Below are 16,459 nucleotides of genomic sequence, written 5' to 3'. Positions count from 1 at the left end.
ACTAATGACCAATGACCAATGACTAAAATTTATGCAGAAGTTCTACGATAATGTTGCAATTCTGTTCGTAACAGGGCAATTTCAGCTCGTAATTCATCAATCTCTGCTTGCAAATCACCTGAATCAGAACTGGCTTGCCCAGTACCTGGGGTAGGTTGACCTGCATTAGCTGCTTCTGCTGACCGATTTGCTCGCTCTAAAACTTCTTCTGTAAATTGGCGCAGTTGCTCTCTAGCTTCTGCATCAAATTTGCCCAGATCGCTCAAAGCATCGGTCAAGGCGACCTCTAAACGCTCATTAACTACTTCTGCTACCGCTCTGCCTACGAAAAAGGCTTGTACAAGGGGGTTACTCATAAATTTTTGTTACGTTGCACCGCAAGAGAATTATAACTTGCCTGTATGCTTTACGGCTTCTGTTGTTGAGGTAGAAATTTACTAGAAATTTACATCAGGCGATCGCTTTATTGAGCGTATTCCAGCAACTCTTGATAATATTGCTCTGGTGTACTTGGTAAATAAGTTGTCATTTGCAAAGTTTGTTCCCTCAACTTGAAACCTTGGGTAATGTTAATCTGGCTGAGGAAATCTATATCGTGGGAAATTACCCAGAGCGCTCCTTGGTAATCATTGATACCTAATACTATTTGTTCAACAGTTTCAATATCTAGGTTATTAGTTGGCTCATCAAGAATCAGTAGATCGATTTCTGAGATACTGATTATAGCGATGCCTGCGGCGGGCTACGCCTACGCTAATCTTGCTAATTCACCTCCACTCAGTACAGAGGCGCTTTTATGAACATTATCGTATTTAAACAAAAAGTGTCCTAGCTGTTGGCGTAAAAGCTGATAGCTGAGATTGGGATTAGCTACTTGCATATTTTCCAGAATTGTGTATTTACGATTTACTAATTTGTAGGTTTGATCGAGATATACAGCTTTCATCGCTGGTGCAAGCAAAACCTCACCAGATTCTAAAACCGCCGTTTGGTTTTCCATCCCCAAAATTGCTTTGACCAAACTCGATTTACCAGAACCGTTTGCGCCGATAATGGCTATGCGATCGCCAGAAGAAACATGCAACTGAATATTGTGTAAAAGTACCCTTTCTGATATCTTAAGATTTGCACCTTGAATATCAATTAAGTTTTTGCGCTTTTGGCTTTTTTCTTCTAGTTGGATACTTGTTACTTTTGTGGTTTTTACCTTGGTATCTACAACTTTTTGATTAGCTTTAGCCACTGCGGCTTCATGTTTCTTTTTCGCAGTTCCGGCTGATATTTCAGCTTTTCTTTTCATCGCTCCGGCTGCTGTTGTGTCGATACTACCATCGAGAAACTTAGGACGACCATTGCGCTGAGATTGGGCTGCACGCTGTTGTTCTTGCATAGCAGCACTTTGAGCGCGTTTGAGTTCCTTTCTGGCGACTTCGTGCGATCGCAATGCTGCTTCTAACTCTATTGCTTTCTGTTCTCGATAGTACGAGAAATTACCGCCATATATTTTCAAGCCAACAGGTGTAAGTTCCCAGGTAACTTCTGTTACTTGGTCTAAGAAAAAAGGCTTATGAGAGACAATTACATACGCACCTGTGAAATTCAAAAGAAACTGTCTTAGGCTTTCTAATGCTTGCAAATCCATGTGATTAGTTGGCTCATCGAGCAATAACAAGTTTGGCTCTTGAGCTAAACCGATTGCCAAAAACAGTTTAGTAAGTTCTCCACCACTCAAGTTAGCAATTGGTAAAGATAAGTCAACTTTGGTGTTAAATTGTGTTTGCAAAATATCCTCAATCTTCCACCATTCATCAGAGATAGAAATCAAAAAATTAAGTACTGTCTCTGCTGTAATTTCTTGCCTGATAGTGCTGATTTGTGGCAAATAATAGACAATACCATTACAGCAAACTGAACCTGTATATCGGTTAATTTGACCTGCAAGTATCTTGAAAAGGGTTGATTTTCCTACCCCGTTGCGACCGACTAAAGCAATGCGATCGCCTGCTTCGATACTCACCTGAATTTTTGGAAACAAAGTTCTGTCCAAGCTGAGTTCGTAGGCTAAATTCTCAGCTAATAATATTGATTTTTTCGGCATTCTTATCAAACCTCAATTCGCAAAATTCCACCCGCGTTTTTCCAAAAGCTGCGGGTAGATTAGACACAAAAAACCAGCCGCAGACAATCGTCAAGCGATTCTATGTAGATAGGAGTGATGACAATATTTGTAGTGCATGACTATGTGAAGTAACCGTGTCAAACTAGTTGCGTTTATTCTTCGTTGACATTTGTTGCTTTAGTGCAACAGGTGTTTGGTATTACTTCATTTGTGCTATCTCATTGGAGTTGTGATGAGGTTTGATATTGACTACAGTGTAGCACTAAGGTATTTCGGAAAGCGAGGATGCGATCGCTAACTACAACACTGCTAAAATAAATTAATAACTACTTGATGCCGTATTCATTCTATGACCATAGCTCAAGAATTAGATTCTCAAGAAGGCATCTGCCAAGATGTTATATTTCCCCCTGGCGATTTATATAGTGATGAACCACCCTTGGAAAGCGAACTGCATTTACGGCAAATAATCCTACTTTTAACATCTCTGGAATGGTTGTGGCGAGATAGGAATAATTTCTATGCGGCGGGGAATCTGACTATCTATTACAGTCCACATCAACGCAAATCAGAATACTTCCGAGGCCCAGACTTTTTTGTAGTGTTGGGAACTGAACGTAAAACCCGCAAAAGTTGGGTAGTCTGGGAAGAAGATGGCAAATATCCGAATGTAATTCTAGAAATTTTGTCTGACTCAACAGCGAATACAGATAAAGGTTTAAAAAAAGAAATTTATCAAGATACTTTCCGCACGTTAGATTATTTTTGGTTCGATCCTTATACAGAAGAATTTGCGGGATTTCATTTAGTAGATGGAAAATATCAACCTCTACAAGCAAGCGAACAAGGATATTTGTGGAGTCAACAACTAGGGTTATATTTGGGAGTCGATCGCGGATTATTGCGGTTTTATACAAGAGATGATCAACTAGTACCAACACCTGAAGAAACGGCAGAACAAGCAGAACAAAAGGCAGAACGTTTGGCAGCAAAACTGCGTGAGTTAAATATCGATCCAGATACAATTTAGACCACGGCTAATTCATTTAGGATAGTGTTGTGTTAAAAACTCCTCCGCTTCAGTCCTATCTTTAATTACTCCATCTAAGGTAGCAGCAACTACATCATCTAATATTTGCCGATACTGGGGCCCTGGTGTGTAACCTAGTTTCTTTAAATCATTGCCATTCAGTAGTGGCTGCACATTAGTCCAAACAGTTAAATATTCCCAAATCTGATGTCTGAGCGATCGCGGACTTTGCACAGCGATTAAAATCAGCATTGGTAAATCGTACTGTCGCAACAACTGTACTACTTGACTAGGACTTTGACACTTAGGTAAAGATTCCATTACTTCAGTTTGAGCAGAAGCCAAGTTTTGCAAGCGTTTAACGCCATCTTCTTGCAGTTGTAAGTTCTTTGCCACTTTCGCCCGATATTGTAGTGTTAGATGGGCAATTAACGCTTCTAAACGCATTTCCCAATGAATCAGAGTTGGTTTCGGGTCAAATCGCCGCAAACAGCGTTCTAGCAAACGTAATTGTCGCAAGAGTTCTGCGTCTAGCTTCAGGGTAGGATGGATGCATTGCAATGCCTCTAAGTTATCGAGTAACTGTAAAGCTGATTTCCAGTAGGGAGCTTCTAGGATGTGTTTTAGTTCTGTTTTCAGTCGAGTTTGCAGGGCTGGAGTTTTGCTATTCTCTTGAGCAGTGCGATCGTAAACACCACTGTTGATGGCATAGCGGATAAACTCTTCAGTTTGCGATTCTATCTGAAATCCAAAGCGCACGGCAAAGCGCACGCCACGAAAAATGCGGGTGGGGGTCTTCGATAAAGCTGTTGGCGTGTAAAACCCGAATTTGTTTAGCTTGTAAATCTAGTAATCCCCCAAAAAAATCGAGTAACTCACCAGTACGAGGGGAAGTCAGGCGCAAGGCGAGGGCGTTGATGGTAAAATCTCGGCGATACAAATCTTGACGAATAGAACTCGCCTCAACTTCTGGATTTGCGGCTGGATAAGGATAGAATTCTGTTCTCGCAGTGGCAATATCTACCCAGAGAGAATCTAATTCTGGGTCTTTGTGCCATAACAAAGCCGCAGTTTGAAAAGCCCCGTGGATTTCTAAGCGAGCCATAGGGTAAAGTTGTTGGAGTGCTTTGGCTAATTCCACACCAGCACCGACATCTGCTGATTTATGAAAGCCATCAACCACAAGATCGATATCTTTAATCATCAAAGTGCCCGCTACTGCTTCTGTTAATAGCAAATCCCGCACCGCACCGCCCACTAGATAAAGATGCCAACCCCGTTTTTCTGCCTCTTGCGATGCTGTAGTGAGTAATTGCCATAGTTGGGGAGCAAGGCGATTTTGCAATTCAGTGCTGAGAGGAATTTTAAATTTTGTTAGCGCAGCATTAGCGACTCTGTAAGCGTCATTTTGAATTTTGAATTTTTGCTCTCCCTCTTGGTCTTCATCCCTTTCTTGATGTAATTCGCGTAAGACATCAGTACGGGTGACAATGCCCATTAACTGCTCATTTTCCAATACTGGTAAGCGTCCGATATCATAAGTCACCATCACCGACTCTATTTGTGGTAATGTCGTATCTGGTGTAATCGTTTTGAGATTCTTGGTCATGTAGCCCTTAACTGGTGCATGACTAAATCCGTGGTGTAAGGCGATATCAATATCCCGCCGCGAAATAATACCTACTAGTTGCCCTTGAGTATCGACTACGAATAAACCAGAGTGTCCATAGCGTAATAAAATGCGCTGGGCTTCGGCAATTGTCGTTTCAGGCAGAATCGTGCGGACAGGAGAAGACATCAAATCCCTCGCAGTTAGGGGATGGGGAATTTGTGCTTTTATCCCGTCAAGAAGTTGTTTTAATATTGCCTGCGAATCAACTTCTCTTAGATTTAAAGATGCGGCTTGCGAATGACCGCCACCCCCTAGAGGTTGGAATAATAGGTTAAGATTTGTTTTGGGAATTTGCGATCGCCCAATTACCGTTAAGCGTGAATCCTCTTCACCTAAAGGATACTCATTAGCCAATAGTAGGGCATCAATTTCAGTTAATTCTACAAGTTCCGAAGCTAGGCTCGATAGCCCTGGCACAAAAGCCTCAGTTTTCAAAGTTACCCAAGCAACCGTATATCCATGTAGACTGAGAGATTCTAAACTTTCCAGAGATTTAGTTAATAGCTGCTGCAATTGCAAAGATAATCCGGGATCGCGGTAGGTGGAAATTACTGATAAACTAGCCCCTTGTTGCATCAACCAAGCCAAAGCTAGGGCATCTCGTGCTGTGGACTGATCGTATGTTAAAGAGCCAGTGTCAACGTGGATACCCAAAGCCATCACAGTTGCTTCGGCAGCAGTCAAGGAAATTTCCTGTTGTTGCAACTGCTCGACGATTAAAGTTGTGGTGGCTCCTACCGAGTCAATATGCGATCGCGTCGCCGGAATATCTGATTCTTGTCCTAAGTGATGGTCATAAACTATAATCTCTTTCAGATTGGGTAAATCTAACCACTCAGCAGCTTTACCCAAGCGATCGCGGTGCTGTGTATCCACCACGGTTAGAGAGCGAATTTTTTCTGGATTCACCGAACGGCGTTCAATCAGTGGATATTCATCCCGATGCAATGCTAAAAAATCCCGTACAGGAGGATGAGAGCCGCCAGTTAGCACAATCTTGCTTCCCGATAGTAGGCGTGTCAACCCTACTGCTGCTCCTAATGCGTCAAAATCTGCTGTAGTGTGGCAAAGAATTAAATCCATAGTTATACAGTCATTGGGCACTTGTACTGACCGAACGCGAACAGCGTTTCGTAGAGAAGCCGTTGGCGTGGTCACTGAACGTAGTCGAAGTGCAGCCTCTCTAAGAGTTGTATTGGACATTGGGCATTGGTAACGGACAAATGACTAATGACCAATGACCAATGACTAATGACAAAAATGTTGCAATTTCTGCTAGCTTAAAAATAATAAGAAAGTGTCAGTGTCGCCCTTTAGGATATTCTATCCTTAGTATTTCGCTGTATTGGGAGAAGTAAAAATGACCATAATATTCCAGTTTGCCTTGATAGGTCTAGTACTGTTGTCTTTTGTCCTCGTTGTAGGCGTTCCGGTTGCTTACGCCACTCCCCAAAACTGGAATGAATCTAAAAAACTGCTCTGGGTTGGTTCTGGGGGTCTGGATTGGTTTGGTGTTTTTAGTTGGCTTGTTAAACTTTTTTGTCGTTTAGGCGACGGCTTCGCTCTGGCGCAGGCACATAATATAAGAACTAGAGGGGCAGAAAAGCCAAGGTCAAAGGTTAAGGGAAACAAAAGATTTTTTTCCTACTAACTTCATTTTGACTGCGCTTTCCTGCTCCTCTACATTTAAATAAGAAATGTATATTGGCCAGAAGTATAGTTGATAAAGAGGCAGTCATGGCAGTTTTCGAGGGAACTTTTACCCAAACGGAGCCTTTGCGGTTTGCAGTGGTGATTGGTCGATTCAATGACCTCGTTACCGGAAAGCTGCTAGAGGGATGTCAAGATTGTTTAAAACGCCACGGTGTAGACCCTAATCCCCAAGGTAATCAAGTGGACTATGTTTGGGTTCCGGGAAGTTTTGAGGTACCTTTAGTAGCTCGCCAATTAGCACTTTCCCATCGTTATGATGCTGTAATTTGTCTTGGCGCAGTCATTCGAGGACAAACACCCCATTTTGATTACGTATCCTCAGAGGTTTCTAAAGGCATTGCTGCCGCTAGCTTTCAAACTGGAGTGCCAGTAATTTTTGGCATTTTGACAGTAGATACTATGCAGCAAGCCCTAGAACGGGCAGGCATAAAAGGTAATCATGGCTGGGATTACGCCCTGAATGCCTTAGAAATGGCTAGCCTGATGCGTCAACTGCGTTCTAACCTGGCAGAGCCATATTCTCGTAATAGCCAGTCTCTGCCACCTTCTTTTCCAAGTGCCAGCGTTGGCAATTTAACTTTGGAGTCAGAAGAACTCGGCTAGTCTGTCATTAGTCATTTGTCTTTTGTTATTCACTAATGACTAATGACTAATGACTAACTAGGGGGTTGACAATTACAGATAAATCTGAGATATTAATATTTGGGTGATGATCGCGGGTATAGCTCAGTGGTAGAGCGTCACCTTGCCAAGGTGAATGTCGCGCGTTCGAATCGCGTTACCCGCTTCCAACTAAAACCTCTTGAATTTATTAAGAATTCTAAGAGGTTTAGTGTTTTTAGGGTGCGTTGAAGTGTACGTAGATTAGCTCTGCACTCTTGTAAACCGCTCCAAAGCTGGGCAGGTCAATCAAAGTTAGTCAGAATCTATATATTTGGACAAAGATTTACACACTGTATATAGATGTTTTAGCAATTCCGGCTTTGCAAACGATTGCGAACTCCAAGGAATAGAGATTGGACATAATGGCGATCTAACCTTGAGAACTGATATTAATATATAGTGACCCAAAGCAAAATTAGCGGGTCTGTTGATGTGTTTTGTTTACGAGTGTAGCCTTCCCAAAGAATTTGCTTTAGAAGCGAATCGCCACCTATGCTTAAAATTGGATCGGGTATGTCAGCATAATAAATCACCAAAAACGCAACCACATTACCTTGAAAACAACAGATGAAGAGAAGGAAATTTTTAAACAAGACCGCCAGCTATGAGGAAAGATTACAAATAGATAACTCTGTACTAATTTGGCAAATAGTATACTTAAAGTTAGCGGCATCTACTATTTTTAATCAAGGCAATGTTTGTATCGCCTTTCTATGTATATAAAGACAGAAGCCTTTAAGGTGTTGATCAAGGCATTATATTCTCGTAGTTCGTGTAAAACACGCTCAAGTTATTAGAACGCTTGTGCAATCTCAAAAACCCGAAAAAATCGATTTCAATACCGAATACCCCTGTCCCTGTCGTCGCCGGGGTCAGTTAATTCCGATTACGCTGACAGAAGCATTTGGTTGCGATCGCTGTCAGCAAATCTTTGTTGTAGAAGATAATGGTCATGTCCTAGAACAGCTTTCCACCACCTATCCCTACAAACGGGCTTGGCGTTGGATGGGAAATAGTTGGCATGTTGTCCATCCCCGCTTGGGAGAAAGCTATTTGCCTATAGCGCTGGGGATTATTTTCGTGCTAGTGATTATATGGCTGCCATTAGCACTGCGATTGGCAAATGGTTCCAGCATTATTGCTTGGGCAATGGTGGCGGTGCTATTGGCTATCTTACCAGCACTAATGGTCTGGCTTACCTACAGACGTTAACTCAATGACTGTTGAATTGGATGACTACCCCGAACCGATTACTAGTGCCCAACGAGCCTATCAAGCTTCCCTAAAGCTGGCGCTCACAAAGGGAGCAGACCGGAGTCGTGCAGTATTGGCAATGGCTAAGGCGATTGAGCGCTCATTTGATGACATTCTAGAAGCCAATACCTTGGATTTAGAAGCCAGTCGGGAAATGGCAGTGCCTGAGCTGATATTGGACTGGCTGAAGCTGACTCCCACAAGACTAGAGATGACAGTAGACATTTTACAACGGTTGGGGGAATTATCAGATCCGCTGCGACGCGTCAGAACCGCTGATTATCAACTAGAAGATTCCCAAAGTTACACCCAGTTAATGCCCTTGGGAGTGATTGGATTTATTTATGAGGCTTTTCCCGATTTAGGAGCGATCGCAGCGGGTTTTTGTATCAAAACTGGTAATTGTATAATTCTCAAAGGCAGCACCGAAGCTAGCCATTCTAACGCGGTCATCGCTGAGGTACTGCAAAATGCGATCGCAGAAGTTGGTCTAGCTCCGGGCTGTCTAGAAATGATTACAGCAGAACATGGGGCTTCAGTTCGCGATCTAGTTACCCAAGACCAGTACGTGAATTTAGTTATTCCTTACGGACGTTCTAGCTTAGTGCAGCAAGTAGTCCGACAGTCAACTTGCCCAGTTTTAAAGTCGGCGATGGGTAACTGTTACCTTTATTGGTCGCCCAATAGCAGCTTAGAAATGGTACGCTGGATGATTCTTAATAGTCATCAAAGTGAACCCGATCGAGTTAACGCCATTGAAAAAGTGCTAATTCATCGTCAAGCCTTGCCATCATCTTTAGCTGTCTTGTGGAACAGCTTGATGGAAAAAGGCTTTGAAATTAAAGGGGATGCAGAACTAGTCCAAGCCTTTCCTCAGTTGCAGCTGGTAAAAGAAGGCGAATGGGGAAACCCTTATTTAACGAGGACAGTAGCTTTTAAACTGGTGGATAGCTTAGAGAGTGCGATCGCCTGGATTAATGAATACAGCAGTGGTCATGCCGACTCCATCGTGACTGAATCCTATCAGGAAAGTCGGCAGTTTGCCTTGGGAGTTAACAGTGCCTCTACCTACATCAACACTTCCCCGCGTTTTTCCCGCAACCCTTCGCGGGGAGATTCAGTATTTCTCGGCATGTCTAATCAAAAAGGTCATCGCCGGGGATTTATCAGCCTGGAAACCTTGACCACCGTTAAACACATTGTTCAGGGGAATGGCAGATTTTAAATAATTCGTAATTTATATAATATAATCCTGAATTTTGAAGTAAAACTATCTCAATCACCGTGAAAAATTAAATTCCCCACACCTCAACGGTGCTGTCTCCACTCCAAACAAATAGTCTCTGTCCATCTGAGCTAATTGTAAGGCGAGTAATTGACGATGAATGACTTGTGAGACTACAAAGTTCATGTCCTGTAAGAATATTCCACACTTTAATAATTCCATTTTCTCGACTACCACTAAGTAAAAAACGTCGATCGCGGCTGACAGTAATTACAGGCATATACCCTGAAAGACTTAAGGTGCAAATTACTTGTTGGGTTTGCCAATCCCATATTTCATAGTTTTGGTCAAAGCCTTGTTCTTCAGTCACTAATATTTGCGAATTTGAGTAGATGGGAATACGGCGATGAATATTTTCGGGGATAAAAATAGAAGGTGTTATCTTTTGTTCATTAACATCCCAAAATGTTAGTTCATAGCCATCACGAGTACTTACAAAAGTTTGACCATCTGGGCTAAAAGAAACTCTCCAAAATTCCTCAGACTGGATATTTGTACTGAAAATCTTCTGCTCTATTTTTAAATCCCACACTTCAGCCAAATCAAGACAATGCCAAAGTCCTAAAACGCGATTATTGGGTGCGATCGCGATTTGATCGAATTCCTTCGTAGTTTCTGGCTGGAATGTGCATATTACTTGTTGCGTTTGCATATTCCACACTTGAATTGTGTTGTTATAATTACCAGTAACTAAAGTTTGTAACTCTTGGCTTATATCTACAGAAGCTATCCTGCGAACTTCATCTGTATACCTTTCAATAGTCAAAAGATACTCAGAAAATAAATATGGGTTATATAGCTGTAATGCCAGTTTAGTTCTTGGCTCTGTACTTTCCTGAAGTAACCAATAAGCTGCTTCTTGAACATTAACCTCTGAGTTTTGTAAAGCTTGAATAATCAAGTCTAAGCCAGCTTCCCCATACTCAAAAGCATCTAGAAGGGCATCGATTTTTTGTTCAACCCTTCCATGCGTCAGAAATTGCTTAACTTTTTCAATTCCTAGCAAAACTGCATCTTTTCTGAGTTACCAAAATTACAAAAGACTTAAAAAAGTAGAGAATATGGGAGATTTAGGAGAAGTGTAGACTATATCAAGTCGAGAAGCGATCGCCTGTTCAAGGTTATACTAAATCAATTTTACTATAGAGTTATTTTGGCATTTATTTGCAATACTTAACTTATTTATAATTAACAAAAGTAAACATAGATTAAAAATAATAACTAACATCATAATTTATTAAGTTCATTAGACTAAGTTAAGAGTATGCTGAATAGTTGAAGTCTAGTTAAAAGTTTAAGTAACTAAGTGCAAATAAACTTAAATATTTGTTTAGTTTTTTATCCTTTGTCATTTATTTGAGTGTTAAATACTAAGAAATCAAAGTTTATTTGTGTCAACTTACTAACTAGGCTGTCAAACAAGGTGGTGAAAATCCGACCAGAGCCAAGTACCAACAGCGAAAACAAAAGTAAACTTCACAAAAATTACGTAAAATGATCAGAAGAATTTTGCTGGCTGTATCGGGATTGGGACACGCAGAAGAAATGCTTAAAACCCTGAAAGAAATCCCTTCAATTCAATCTGCAAAAGTTACGATTTTGCATGTTGTGCAAGCACAAAATGCTGCTGCTACCATGACAACTAAATGGGAAAATGGGGGTAAAATTCTGGCGAATGCCATTCAAACTTTGAACTTAGATCCTAGCCAAGTTTCTTCAATTTTGCGTGAAGGGGACCCTAAAGATGTGGTTTGCCAGGTCGCTGATGAAATCGATGCTGACTTGATTATTATGGGTTCACGCGGACTAAAGCGGCTGCAATCGATTTTATCGAACTCAGTCAGTCAGTATGTTTTCCAGCTATCTTCTCGCCCCATGTTGCTGGTAAAAGATGACATTTATGTTAAAAGAATTAAGCGCATTATGGTGGCAATAGACAATTCTGATTCAGCAAAAAATTGCTTGAAATTGGCATTGTTTTTACTGCGAGATATTCCAGGTGGCGAGTTAATTTTGGCAAATATTAGTACAGATTTTGGCGGTAAAAAATCAGAAATCACCCAGGTTAATTCCGACAAATATCCAGTTTTAGCAGCTGCTGTTGCAGAAGCTCAGAAACAAGGCATCCAATCTCGTTCTTATATCAGCAGTGGCAAACCTGGTGAAGAAATTTGTCGATTGGCAGAAGAGTTGAATATAGACTTATTATTGCTCGGTTCTCCAGATCGTCGTCCATCGATCGCTAAGAGTTTTGTTGATATAGATCGGCTCATCGGATCTTCTTTGTCTGACTATGTTCGAGTCAATGCCACTTGTCCAGTATTGTTAGCGCGGACAATCGCTTAAAGTAAACAGTGCTGAGTATAATAATTGTTGTAATAAAATAGTAAAGAAGTAAGATTTTTCTTGTCTTTACTATTGGGCACTCAGCACAGGCTACGCTAACAGCACTAAATGGATAGTTGATAAATAAAAACCCCTACACTATTAGCGCAGGGGTTATTTATTTTATACACAAACTCTTAACTATCTTTTCCACCTTCGCGGCTAGCAGTTTGGATGTACAGAATTAGTAAAAACACAGCAGGGACTAGTACGAACAAAATGCTCGCTATGAACCCCAGGTCATTAACTTGCATGGCAAGAAAGCCTCTCTTAAATTTCCAGTCAACAACATTAGGATAGCATTATCGATGACAGAGTTATACCAATTCAAAATTCAAAACTTGTACTGACTTGTGCCGAGCATCTCGACTCCGCTCGATGGAACCGTAGCCGAGGTAGCTTGTCGAAGTATTCAAAATGTCGGCGTAGCGTCTCGTAGAGAGAAAACTCAATTTTGGTAAGTATTTTGACTACTGACTGGATACATGACAGATTTGAGAACTTAAGGCTTCGTGACTACGCTGACTGAGCCATTCACTAAAGTTTGACAGGCAAGGCGGTAATTTTCTGGCTTTTTCTTAAATTTCCGGTTTTCTACATCTGTGCGGGGGGAAAGATTTTCTAGTCCTTCGACTATCTCCACAACACAAGTACCACACTGACCATAACCACCGCAATTGGTCATTTTGCCAATCAATGTATATATGTCAATGCCATTTTGTATCGCCTTGAGCCGGAGATTAGCACCATCTGCTGCCACTACTTCTTTATTTTCTTTAACGAATTTGATATTACCCATAACTGATTCCTCCTTGACTGTAAGCTTGGCTTTCAAGGCTTCATATTGACATAGCTTGATTAATATCTTATTTATTATAATAATTCATTGCAAAATATTAATAAATATTAATTTTATCAAACACGACACTGCAAAAAAATAGGACAGGTAGTCTACCTGTCCTATAAATTGAACAATAGATTAACTTATCTAAATCCCACAGCTGCTTGCCAAACGAAAGCAAGCAACAAGAAGAATACCGGGATAACTGGGAGAACGTCTACCAAAGGATCGAAGATTTGGTAAGCTTCAGGCAGTTTTGCTAATAAAAGTGCTGCTTCCATATTTGTTTAAATCCACCTATCCAACACAGCTTTCATAATTGAGAAGTATCTTAACATGGTTTGAGTCTCGATTATTGGTCAATAGTCATTTGTAATTTCACTCTCATCTGATGCTGATTCAGATGAGTTGAGCCAGTGACCAAATTCTGCGACAAAGCGATCGCTCAATATTGCTTCTCTAATTTTTTGCGTAAAGCGAATTAGTTCGGTAATGTTGTGAATGCTCAACAAGGTATAAGCCAAAATTTCCTGCGATCGCACCAAATGAGATATGTAAGCACGGCTAAAATTTTGACAAGTGTAACAGGGGCAAGTTTCATCTAAGGGCGTAAAATCTTCACGAAACTTAGCATTTTTTAAATTCCAGCGTCCGCCTTGGACTATCGCCGTACCATGTCTTGCCCAGCGGGTGGGAATGACGCAATCAAATAAATCTATACCAGATGCGATCGCGATCGCCATTTCCCGATAAGTACCCACACCCATCAAGTAACGCGGCTTTTCGGGGGGTAGAAGCGGTGCTGTTACTTTGACAATCTCAGCCATCAATTCTGGCGGTTCTCCCACACTCACGCCACCAATGGCATATCCGGGCAAATCTAACTTAGCCAAAGCTTCCGCCGCACGGCAACGCAAATCCAAATACACCCCCCCTTGCACAATCCCAAACAACGCCTGATCGCTGCGTTGATGAGCTGTTATACAGCGTTCTAACCAGCGGTAAGTGCGCTCAGTTGCAGTTTCTACCTCTTGGCGAGTAGCTGGGTAGGGCGGACACTCATCAAAGGCCATAATCACATCAGCCCCCAAAGTATTTTGAATCTGAATGGAGCGCTCTGGTGTTAAGTTAATAATTTGTCCATCATGGGGCGAGCGAAAAGTTACGCCTTCTTCAGTAATTTTTCGCATCTCGCTTAAGCTAAAGACCTGAAACCCACCCGAATCTGTGAGCATTGGACCCGTTCCAACCCATAAATTTATGCAACCCACCACCCCCAGCCACGATCGCTTCCCCTGGTTGTAGGTGAAGATGATAAGTATTGGATAAGATCATTTGCGCCCCAGTATCTCGTAACTGAGATGGAGTAATAGTTTTCACATTTGCCAGCGTTCCTACTGGCATAAATCTGGGGGTTTCTACAAGACCGTGAGGAGTGAAAAACACTCCTGCTCTAGCTTTTGTCTGACTACAGCAAGCAAGACATTGAAAAGAAAAATTCGCACTCATGCCATTTGGAATTTTAGATTTTAGACTTCGGCTTACCTCGACTTCGCTCAAGGCAAGTCGCTCAGTCGAACGATTTTGGATTGTGAAACACTAATTGATAAAGAGTTTCAAAAATCCATAACTAGTACAACGCAGCAAAAATAAACCTACCATTTCATTACAGCCAGAAAGCCCAAAATTCAAGCATGAGTGACTTTTGACTTTTGCCTTGCGGTACTAGCGCCATAAAACCAAATGGTATTAGGGCAAAATTAATCATATTTGGCTAAATTATGGACAAACATCAAGATTGGTAGTTTAGTTTTAGCGAACACTTAAGCATTCATTACTAACCTAGTTACCAACTTTACGAGTATATACTCTAAATAATTGTTATTTAGAAAGAATCAGAACAGTCATCGTCAATTTCTGCATCCCACTTGGCTGAGAGTACTTGTTCCATCATCGCTTCTATAGCGCTGACATTGAAGCTTCGCTCTCGTCGCTCTTGTAAAGGTGTCGATCGGGGAATTAACCGCAGACACAATCCTTCTTGCATCAAATCGAAGTAGGTTTCCTGTTGCGACGACTGTTTTAGTTCTAAGTAATCAAAACTACAAACATTCAGATATAGGGCGCGGTTAGCCACTAAGGTAGACCTTTGCGGATTGGCAAAAACTTCCATCACATCCCCTTCACCCTCGCTCAGTACCTTATCTTCTTGGGTGTAGATGTAGTGGACTCGACCTAAATCTGCCAGCAATCGCCGGATGTCGAGCTTATTCACAATAATGCCCGTGTTAATAATGCACGGAGCTGGTATCCTGGTGTCGGGTAGATGGTGACTCATAGGAAAATTGCGATTGAGCTAAGGAGGGCAACAACATAGCTAAACTGTCATAATTGAATAGCTTGTTTACTCCCTACATTTAAAAAAATATCAATTTTATGGGGCAATCGTCTAATAATTTGGAGTAAGTTTTTAGTTAACGAATACAAAATACAAATTTTGCTCCTTGATGGAATTTTAACTTCCTAAGTTATCGTTTTCGTATAAAAAGTTACTCAAAACTATTTGTTTACCACTTAGACCAGCATAACAAAATTTTCAACGAGAATGTTTAATAGAAGTAAATCTTATTTAAAGTTTTAAAGTCTACTGATGTCGGTTTTACCGAAATTATGACTATTATCCAGCAATTTACCAAAAATTAATCTAATTCAAATGACGAAACAGCAACAGTGGTGGAAAAAGCTGCTGTTAAAGCTGGCAGCTAGTATTATATTTTACACAAGTATTCCGTTACCGTATTTGAACGGATTGGACTTTCAAAGAGTAGCACGTCTTGCTTCGCTTGTTGGAGTTATAATTGGGGGAATTTTAGGGTTGCTAGATACGGGGATGGATTATATTGGTATGCCCGTGTTAACTCGTAGTGCTTTGGTAGTAAGTGTTTGGATTGCCATAACTGGAGGATTGCACTTAGATGGGGGCAATGGATACTGCCGATGGTTTAGCAGTAGGCGACCCAGATCGGCGACTGGAGGTAATGGCAGATAGTGCTACAGGAGCCTTTGGAGCAATGGCTGCGATCGCCTTGGTACTACTGAAAATAACAGCTTTGACGGATATGCCAGAAAACCGTTGGTTATTGCTGATGGCTGCTTGCGGCTGGGGACGTTGGGGACAACAACTAGCGATCGCCCGATATCCTTATTTGAAAGCAACTGGTAAAGGCGCGCTTCACAAACAAGCCATTCGTTCTTACAAAGATTTGTTACCAGGATTGTTATTGTTGTTTAGTTTGAGTGGTTTACTTTGGCTAATAGATAACCAGCAGCTATTTCTCGCACTGACAATCATAGTTGTTGGAAGTGCGATCGCCACTTTAACTGGTGCATGGTTCAACCATAAACTAGGCGGACACACTGGAGATACCTACGGCGCAGTCGTTGAGTGGACTGAAGCCTTATTTCTCTGTGTATTGACTACTGTAGGAAGTTAGGAG

At 41.4% G+C, this 16,459-nt stretch carries 12 protein-coding genes, 1 tRNA gene and 4 pseudogenes; 8 read left to right on the top strand and 9 right to left on the bottom strand.

Going from position 1 to position 16,459, the window contains the following annotated elements; genetic code table 11:
- Positions 1-29 precede the first annotated feature (29 nt).
- Positions 30-356, bottom strand: a complete 327-nt coding sequence (locus tag NSTCB13_RS30065) for a DUF6825 family protein (RefSeq protein ID WP_448274760.1) — start codon at positions 354-356, stop codon at positions 30-32.
- A gap of 392 nt (positions 357-748) precedes the next feature.
- Positions 749-2,098, bottom strand: a complete 1,350-nt coding sequence (locus tag NSTCB13_RS30060; protein ID WP_448274759.1) for an ATP-binding cassette domain-containing protein — start codon at positions 2,096-2,098, stop codon at positions 749-751.
- A gap of 370 nt (positions 2,099-2,468) precedes the next feature.
- Between NSTCB13_RS30060 and NSTCB13_RS30055 the strand changes: the two genes are divergently transcribed.
- Positions 2,469-3,149: a Uma2 family endonuclease gene (locus NSTCB13_RS30055; RefSeq protein WP_448274758.1), complete on the top strand. Its 681-nt coding sequence runs from the start codon at positions 2,469-2,471 to the stop codon at positions 3,147-3,149.
- A 12-nt stretch (positions 3,150-3,161) separates the two neighbouring features.
- Here NSTCB13_RS30055 and NSTCB13_RS30050 read toward each other — a convergent pair.
- Positions 3,162-5,904, bottom strand: a pseudogene (locus NSTCB13_RS30050) (CBS domain-containing protein).
- A 277-nt stretch (positions 5,905-6,181) separates the two neighbouring features.
- On the opposite strand from NSTCB13_RS30050, the pseudogene psbZ reads away from it, so the two are divergent.
- From psbZ to NSTCB13_RS30025, 5 genes and pseudogenes are all read left to right on the top strand, one after another.
- Positions 6,182-6,371, top strand: a pseudogene (gene psbZ, locus NSTCB13_RS30045) (photosystem II reaction center protein PsbZ).
- A 187-nt stretch (positions 6,372-6,558) separates the two neighbouring features.
- A complete protein-coding gene (gene ribH, locus NSTCB13_RS30040; protein WP_099103015.1) occupies positions 6,559-7,137 on the top strand; it encodes a 6,7-dimethyl-8-ribityllumazine synthase in 579 nt (192 codons plus the stop codon).
- 112 nt (positions 7,138-7,249) lie between these two features.
- Positions 7,250-7,321: transfer RNA gene (locus NSTCB13_RS30035), tRNA-Gly, on the top strand.
- A gap of 680 nt (positions 7,322-8,001) precedes the next feature.
- Positions 8,002-8,409 carry a hypothetical protein gene (locus NSTCB13_RS30030; protein WP_094348002.1) on the top strand — a complete coding sequence of 136 codons (408 nt, stop codon included), beginning with the start codon at positions 8,002-8,004 and terminating at the stop codon, positions 8,407-8,409.
- A gap of 4 nt (positions 8,410-8,413) precedes the next feature.
- Positions 8,414-9,676: a glutamate-5-semialdehyde dehydrogenase gene (locus NSTCB13_RS30025; protein ID WP_448274757.1), complete on the top strand. Its 1,263-nt coding sequence runs from the start codon at positions 8,414-8,416 to the stop codon at positions 9,674-9,676.
- Between the two features lie 67 nt (positions 9,677-9,743).
- On the opposite strand, the gene NSTCB13_RS30020 is transcribed toward NSTCB13_RS30025, so the two are convergent.
- Positions 9,744-10,742 (bottom strand): WD40 repeat domain-containing protein, encoded by a 999-nt coding sequence (locus tag NSTCB13_RS30020; protein ID WP_448274756.1) that lies wholly within the window; start codon positions 10,740-10,742, stop codon positions 9,744-9,746.
- Positions 10,743-11,230: 488 nt separating this feature from the next.
- On the opposite strand from NSTCB13_RS30020, the gene NSTCB13_RS30015 reads away from it, so the two are divergent.
- A complete protein-coding gene (locus NSTCB13_RS30015; protein WP_322638453.1) occupies positions 11,231-12,082 on the top strand; it encodes a universal stress protein in 852 nt (283 codons plus the stop codon).
- 176 nt (positions 12,083-12,258) lie between these two features.
- On the opposite strand, the gene psbM is transcribed toward NSTCB13_RS30015, so the two are convergent.
- The 5 genes and pseudogenes from psbM to NSTCB13_RS29990 all read right to left on the bottom strand — a co-directional run bounded on the left by psbM (position 12,259) and on the right by NSTCB13_RS29990 (position 15,300).
- Complete coding sequence (psbM, locus tag NSTCB13_RS30010; protein ID WP_084227279.1) at positions 12,259-12,375, bottom strand: photosystem II reaction center protein PsbM; 117 nt, start codon at positions 12,373-12,375, stop codon at positions 12,259-12,261.
- 248 nt (positions 12,376-12,623) lie between these two features.
- Positions 12,624-12,920, bottom strand: coding sequence for a 2Fe-2S iron-sulfur cluster-binding protein (locus NSTCB13_RS30005; protein ID WP_322676274.1), 297 nt, complete (start codon positions 12,918-12,920; stop codon positions 12,624-12,626).
- Between the two features lie 185 nt (positions 12,921-13,105).
- Positions 13,106-13,243, bottom strand: a complete 138-nt coding sequence (locus NSTCB13_RS30000) for a photosystem II reaction center protein K (RefSeq protein ID WP_006195022.1) — start codon at positions 13,241-13,243, stop codon at positions 13,106-13,108.
- A 78-nt stretch (positions 13,244-13,321) separates the two neighbouring features.
- Positions 13,322-14,471 (bottom strand): annotated as a pseudogene (gene tgt / locus NSTCB13_RS29995) (tRNA guanosine(34) transglycosylase Tgt).
- 376 nt (positions 14,472-14,847) lie between these two features.
- Complete coding sequence (locus tag NSTCB13_RS29990; protein WP_322662022.1) at positions 14,848-15,300, bottom strand: hypothetical protein; 453 nt, start codon at positions 15,298-15,300, stop codon at positions 14,848-14,850.
- A 375-nt stretch (positions 15,301-15,675) separates the two neighbouring features.
- Here NSTCB13_RS29990 and cobS point away from each other — a divergent pair.
- Positions 15,676-16,456 (top strand): annotated as a pseudogene (gene cobS / locus NSTCB13_RS29985) (adenosylcobinamide-GDP ribazoletransferase).
- Positions 16,457-16,459 lie beyond the last annotated feature (3 nt).

Source organism: Nostoc sp. DSM 114160 (genome assembly GCF_053470305.1).
Note: the sequence above shows the minus strand (reverse complement) of the source record. Positions and strands in the feature narration are given on the sequence as shown.

Excerpts from the sequence above, each read along its gene's own strand:
- NSTCB13_RS30005 (WP_322676274.1), bottom strand. The coding sequence starts at position 12,920 with ATGGGTAATATCAAATTCGTTAAAGAAAATAAAGAAGTAGTGGCAGCA.
- ribH (WP_099103015.1), top strand. The coding sequence starts at position 6,559 with ATGGCAGTTTTCGAGGGAACTTTTACCCAAACGGAGCCTTTGCGGTTT.
- NSTCB13_RS30000 (WP_006195022.1), bottom strand. The coding sequence starts at position 13,243 with ATGGAAGCAGCACTTTTATTAGCAAAACTGCCTGAAGCTTACCAAATC.
- NSTCB13_RS30025 (WP_448274757.1), top strand. The coding sequence starts at position 8,414 with ATGACTGTTGAATTGGATGACTACCCCGAACCGATTACTAGTGCCCAA.
- NSTCB13_RS30060 (WP_448274759.1), bottom strand. The coding sequence starts at position 2,098 with ATGCCGAAAAAATCAATATTATTAGCTGAGAATTTAGCCTACGAACTC.
- NSTCB13_RS30015 (WP_322638453.1), top strand. The coding sequence starts at position 11,231 with ATGATCAGAAGAATTTTGCTGGCTGTATCGGGATTGGGACACGCAGAA.
- NSTCB13_RS30055 (WP_448274758.1), top strand. The coding sequence starts at position 2,469 with ATGACCATAGCTCAAGAATTAGATTCTCAAGAAGGCATCTGCCAAGAT.
- psbM (WP_084227279.1), bottom strand. The coding sequence starts at position 12,375 with ATGCAAGTTAATGACCTGGGGTTCATAGCGAGCATTTTGTTCGTACTA.
- NSTCB13_RS30065 (WP_448274760.1), bottom strand. The coding sequence starts at position 356 with ATGAGTAACCCCCTTGTACAAGCCTTTTTCGTAGGCAGAGCGGTAGCA.
- NSTCB13_RS29990 (WP_322662022.1), bottom strand. The coding sequence starts at position 15,300 with ATGAGTCACCATCTACCCGACACCAGGATACCAGCTCCGTGCATTATT.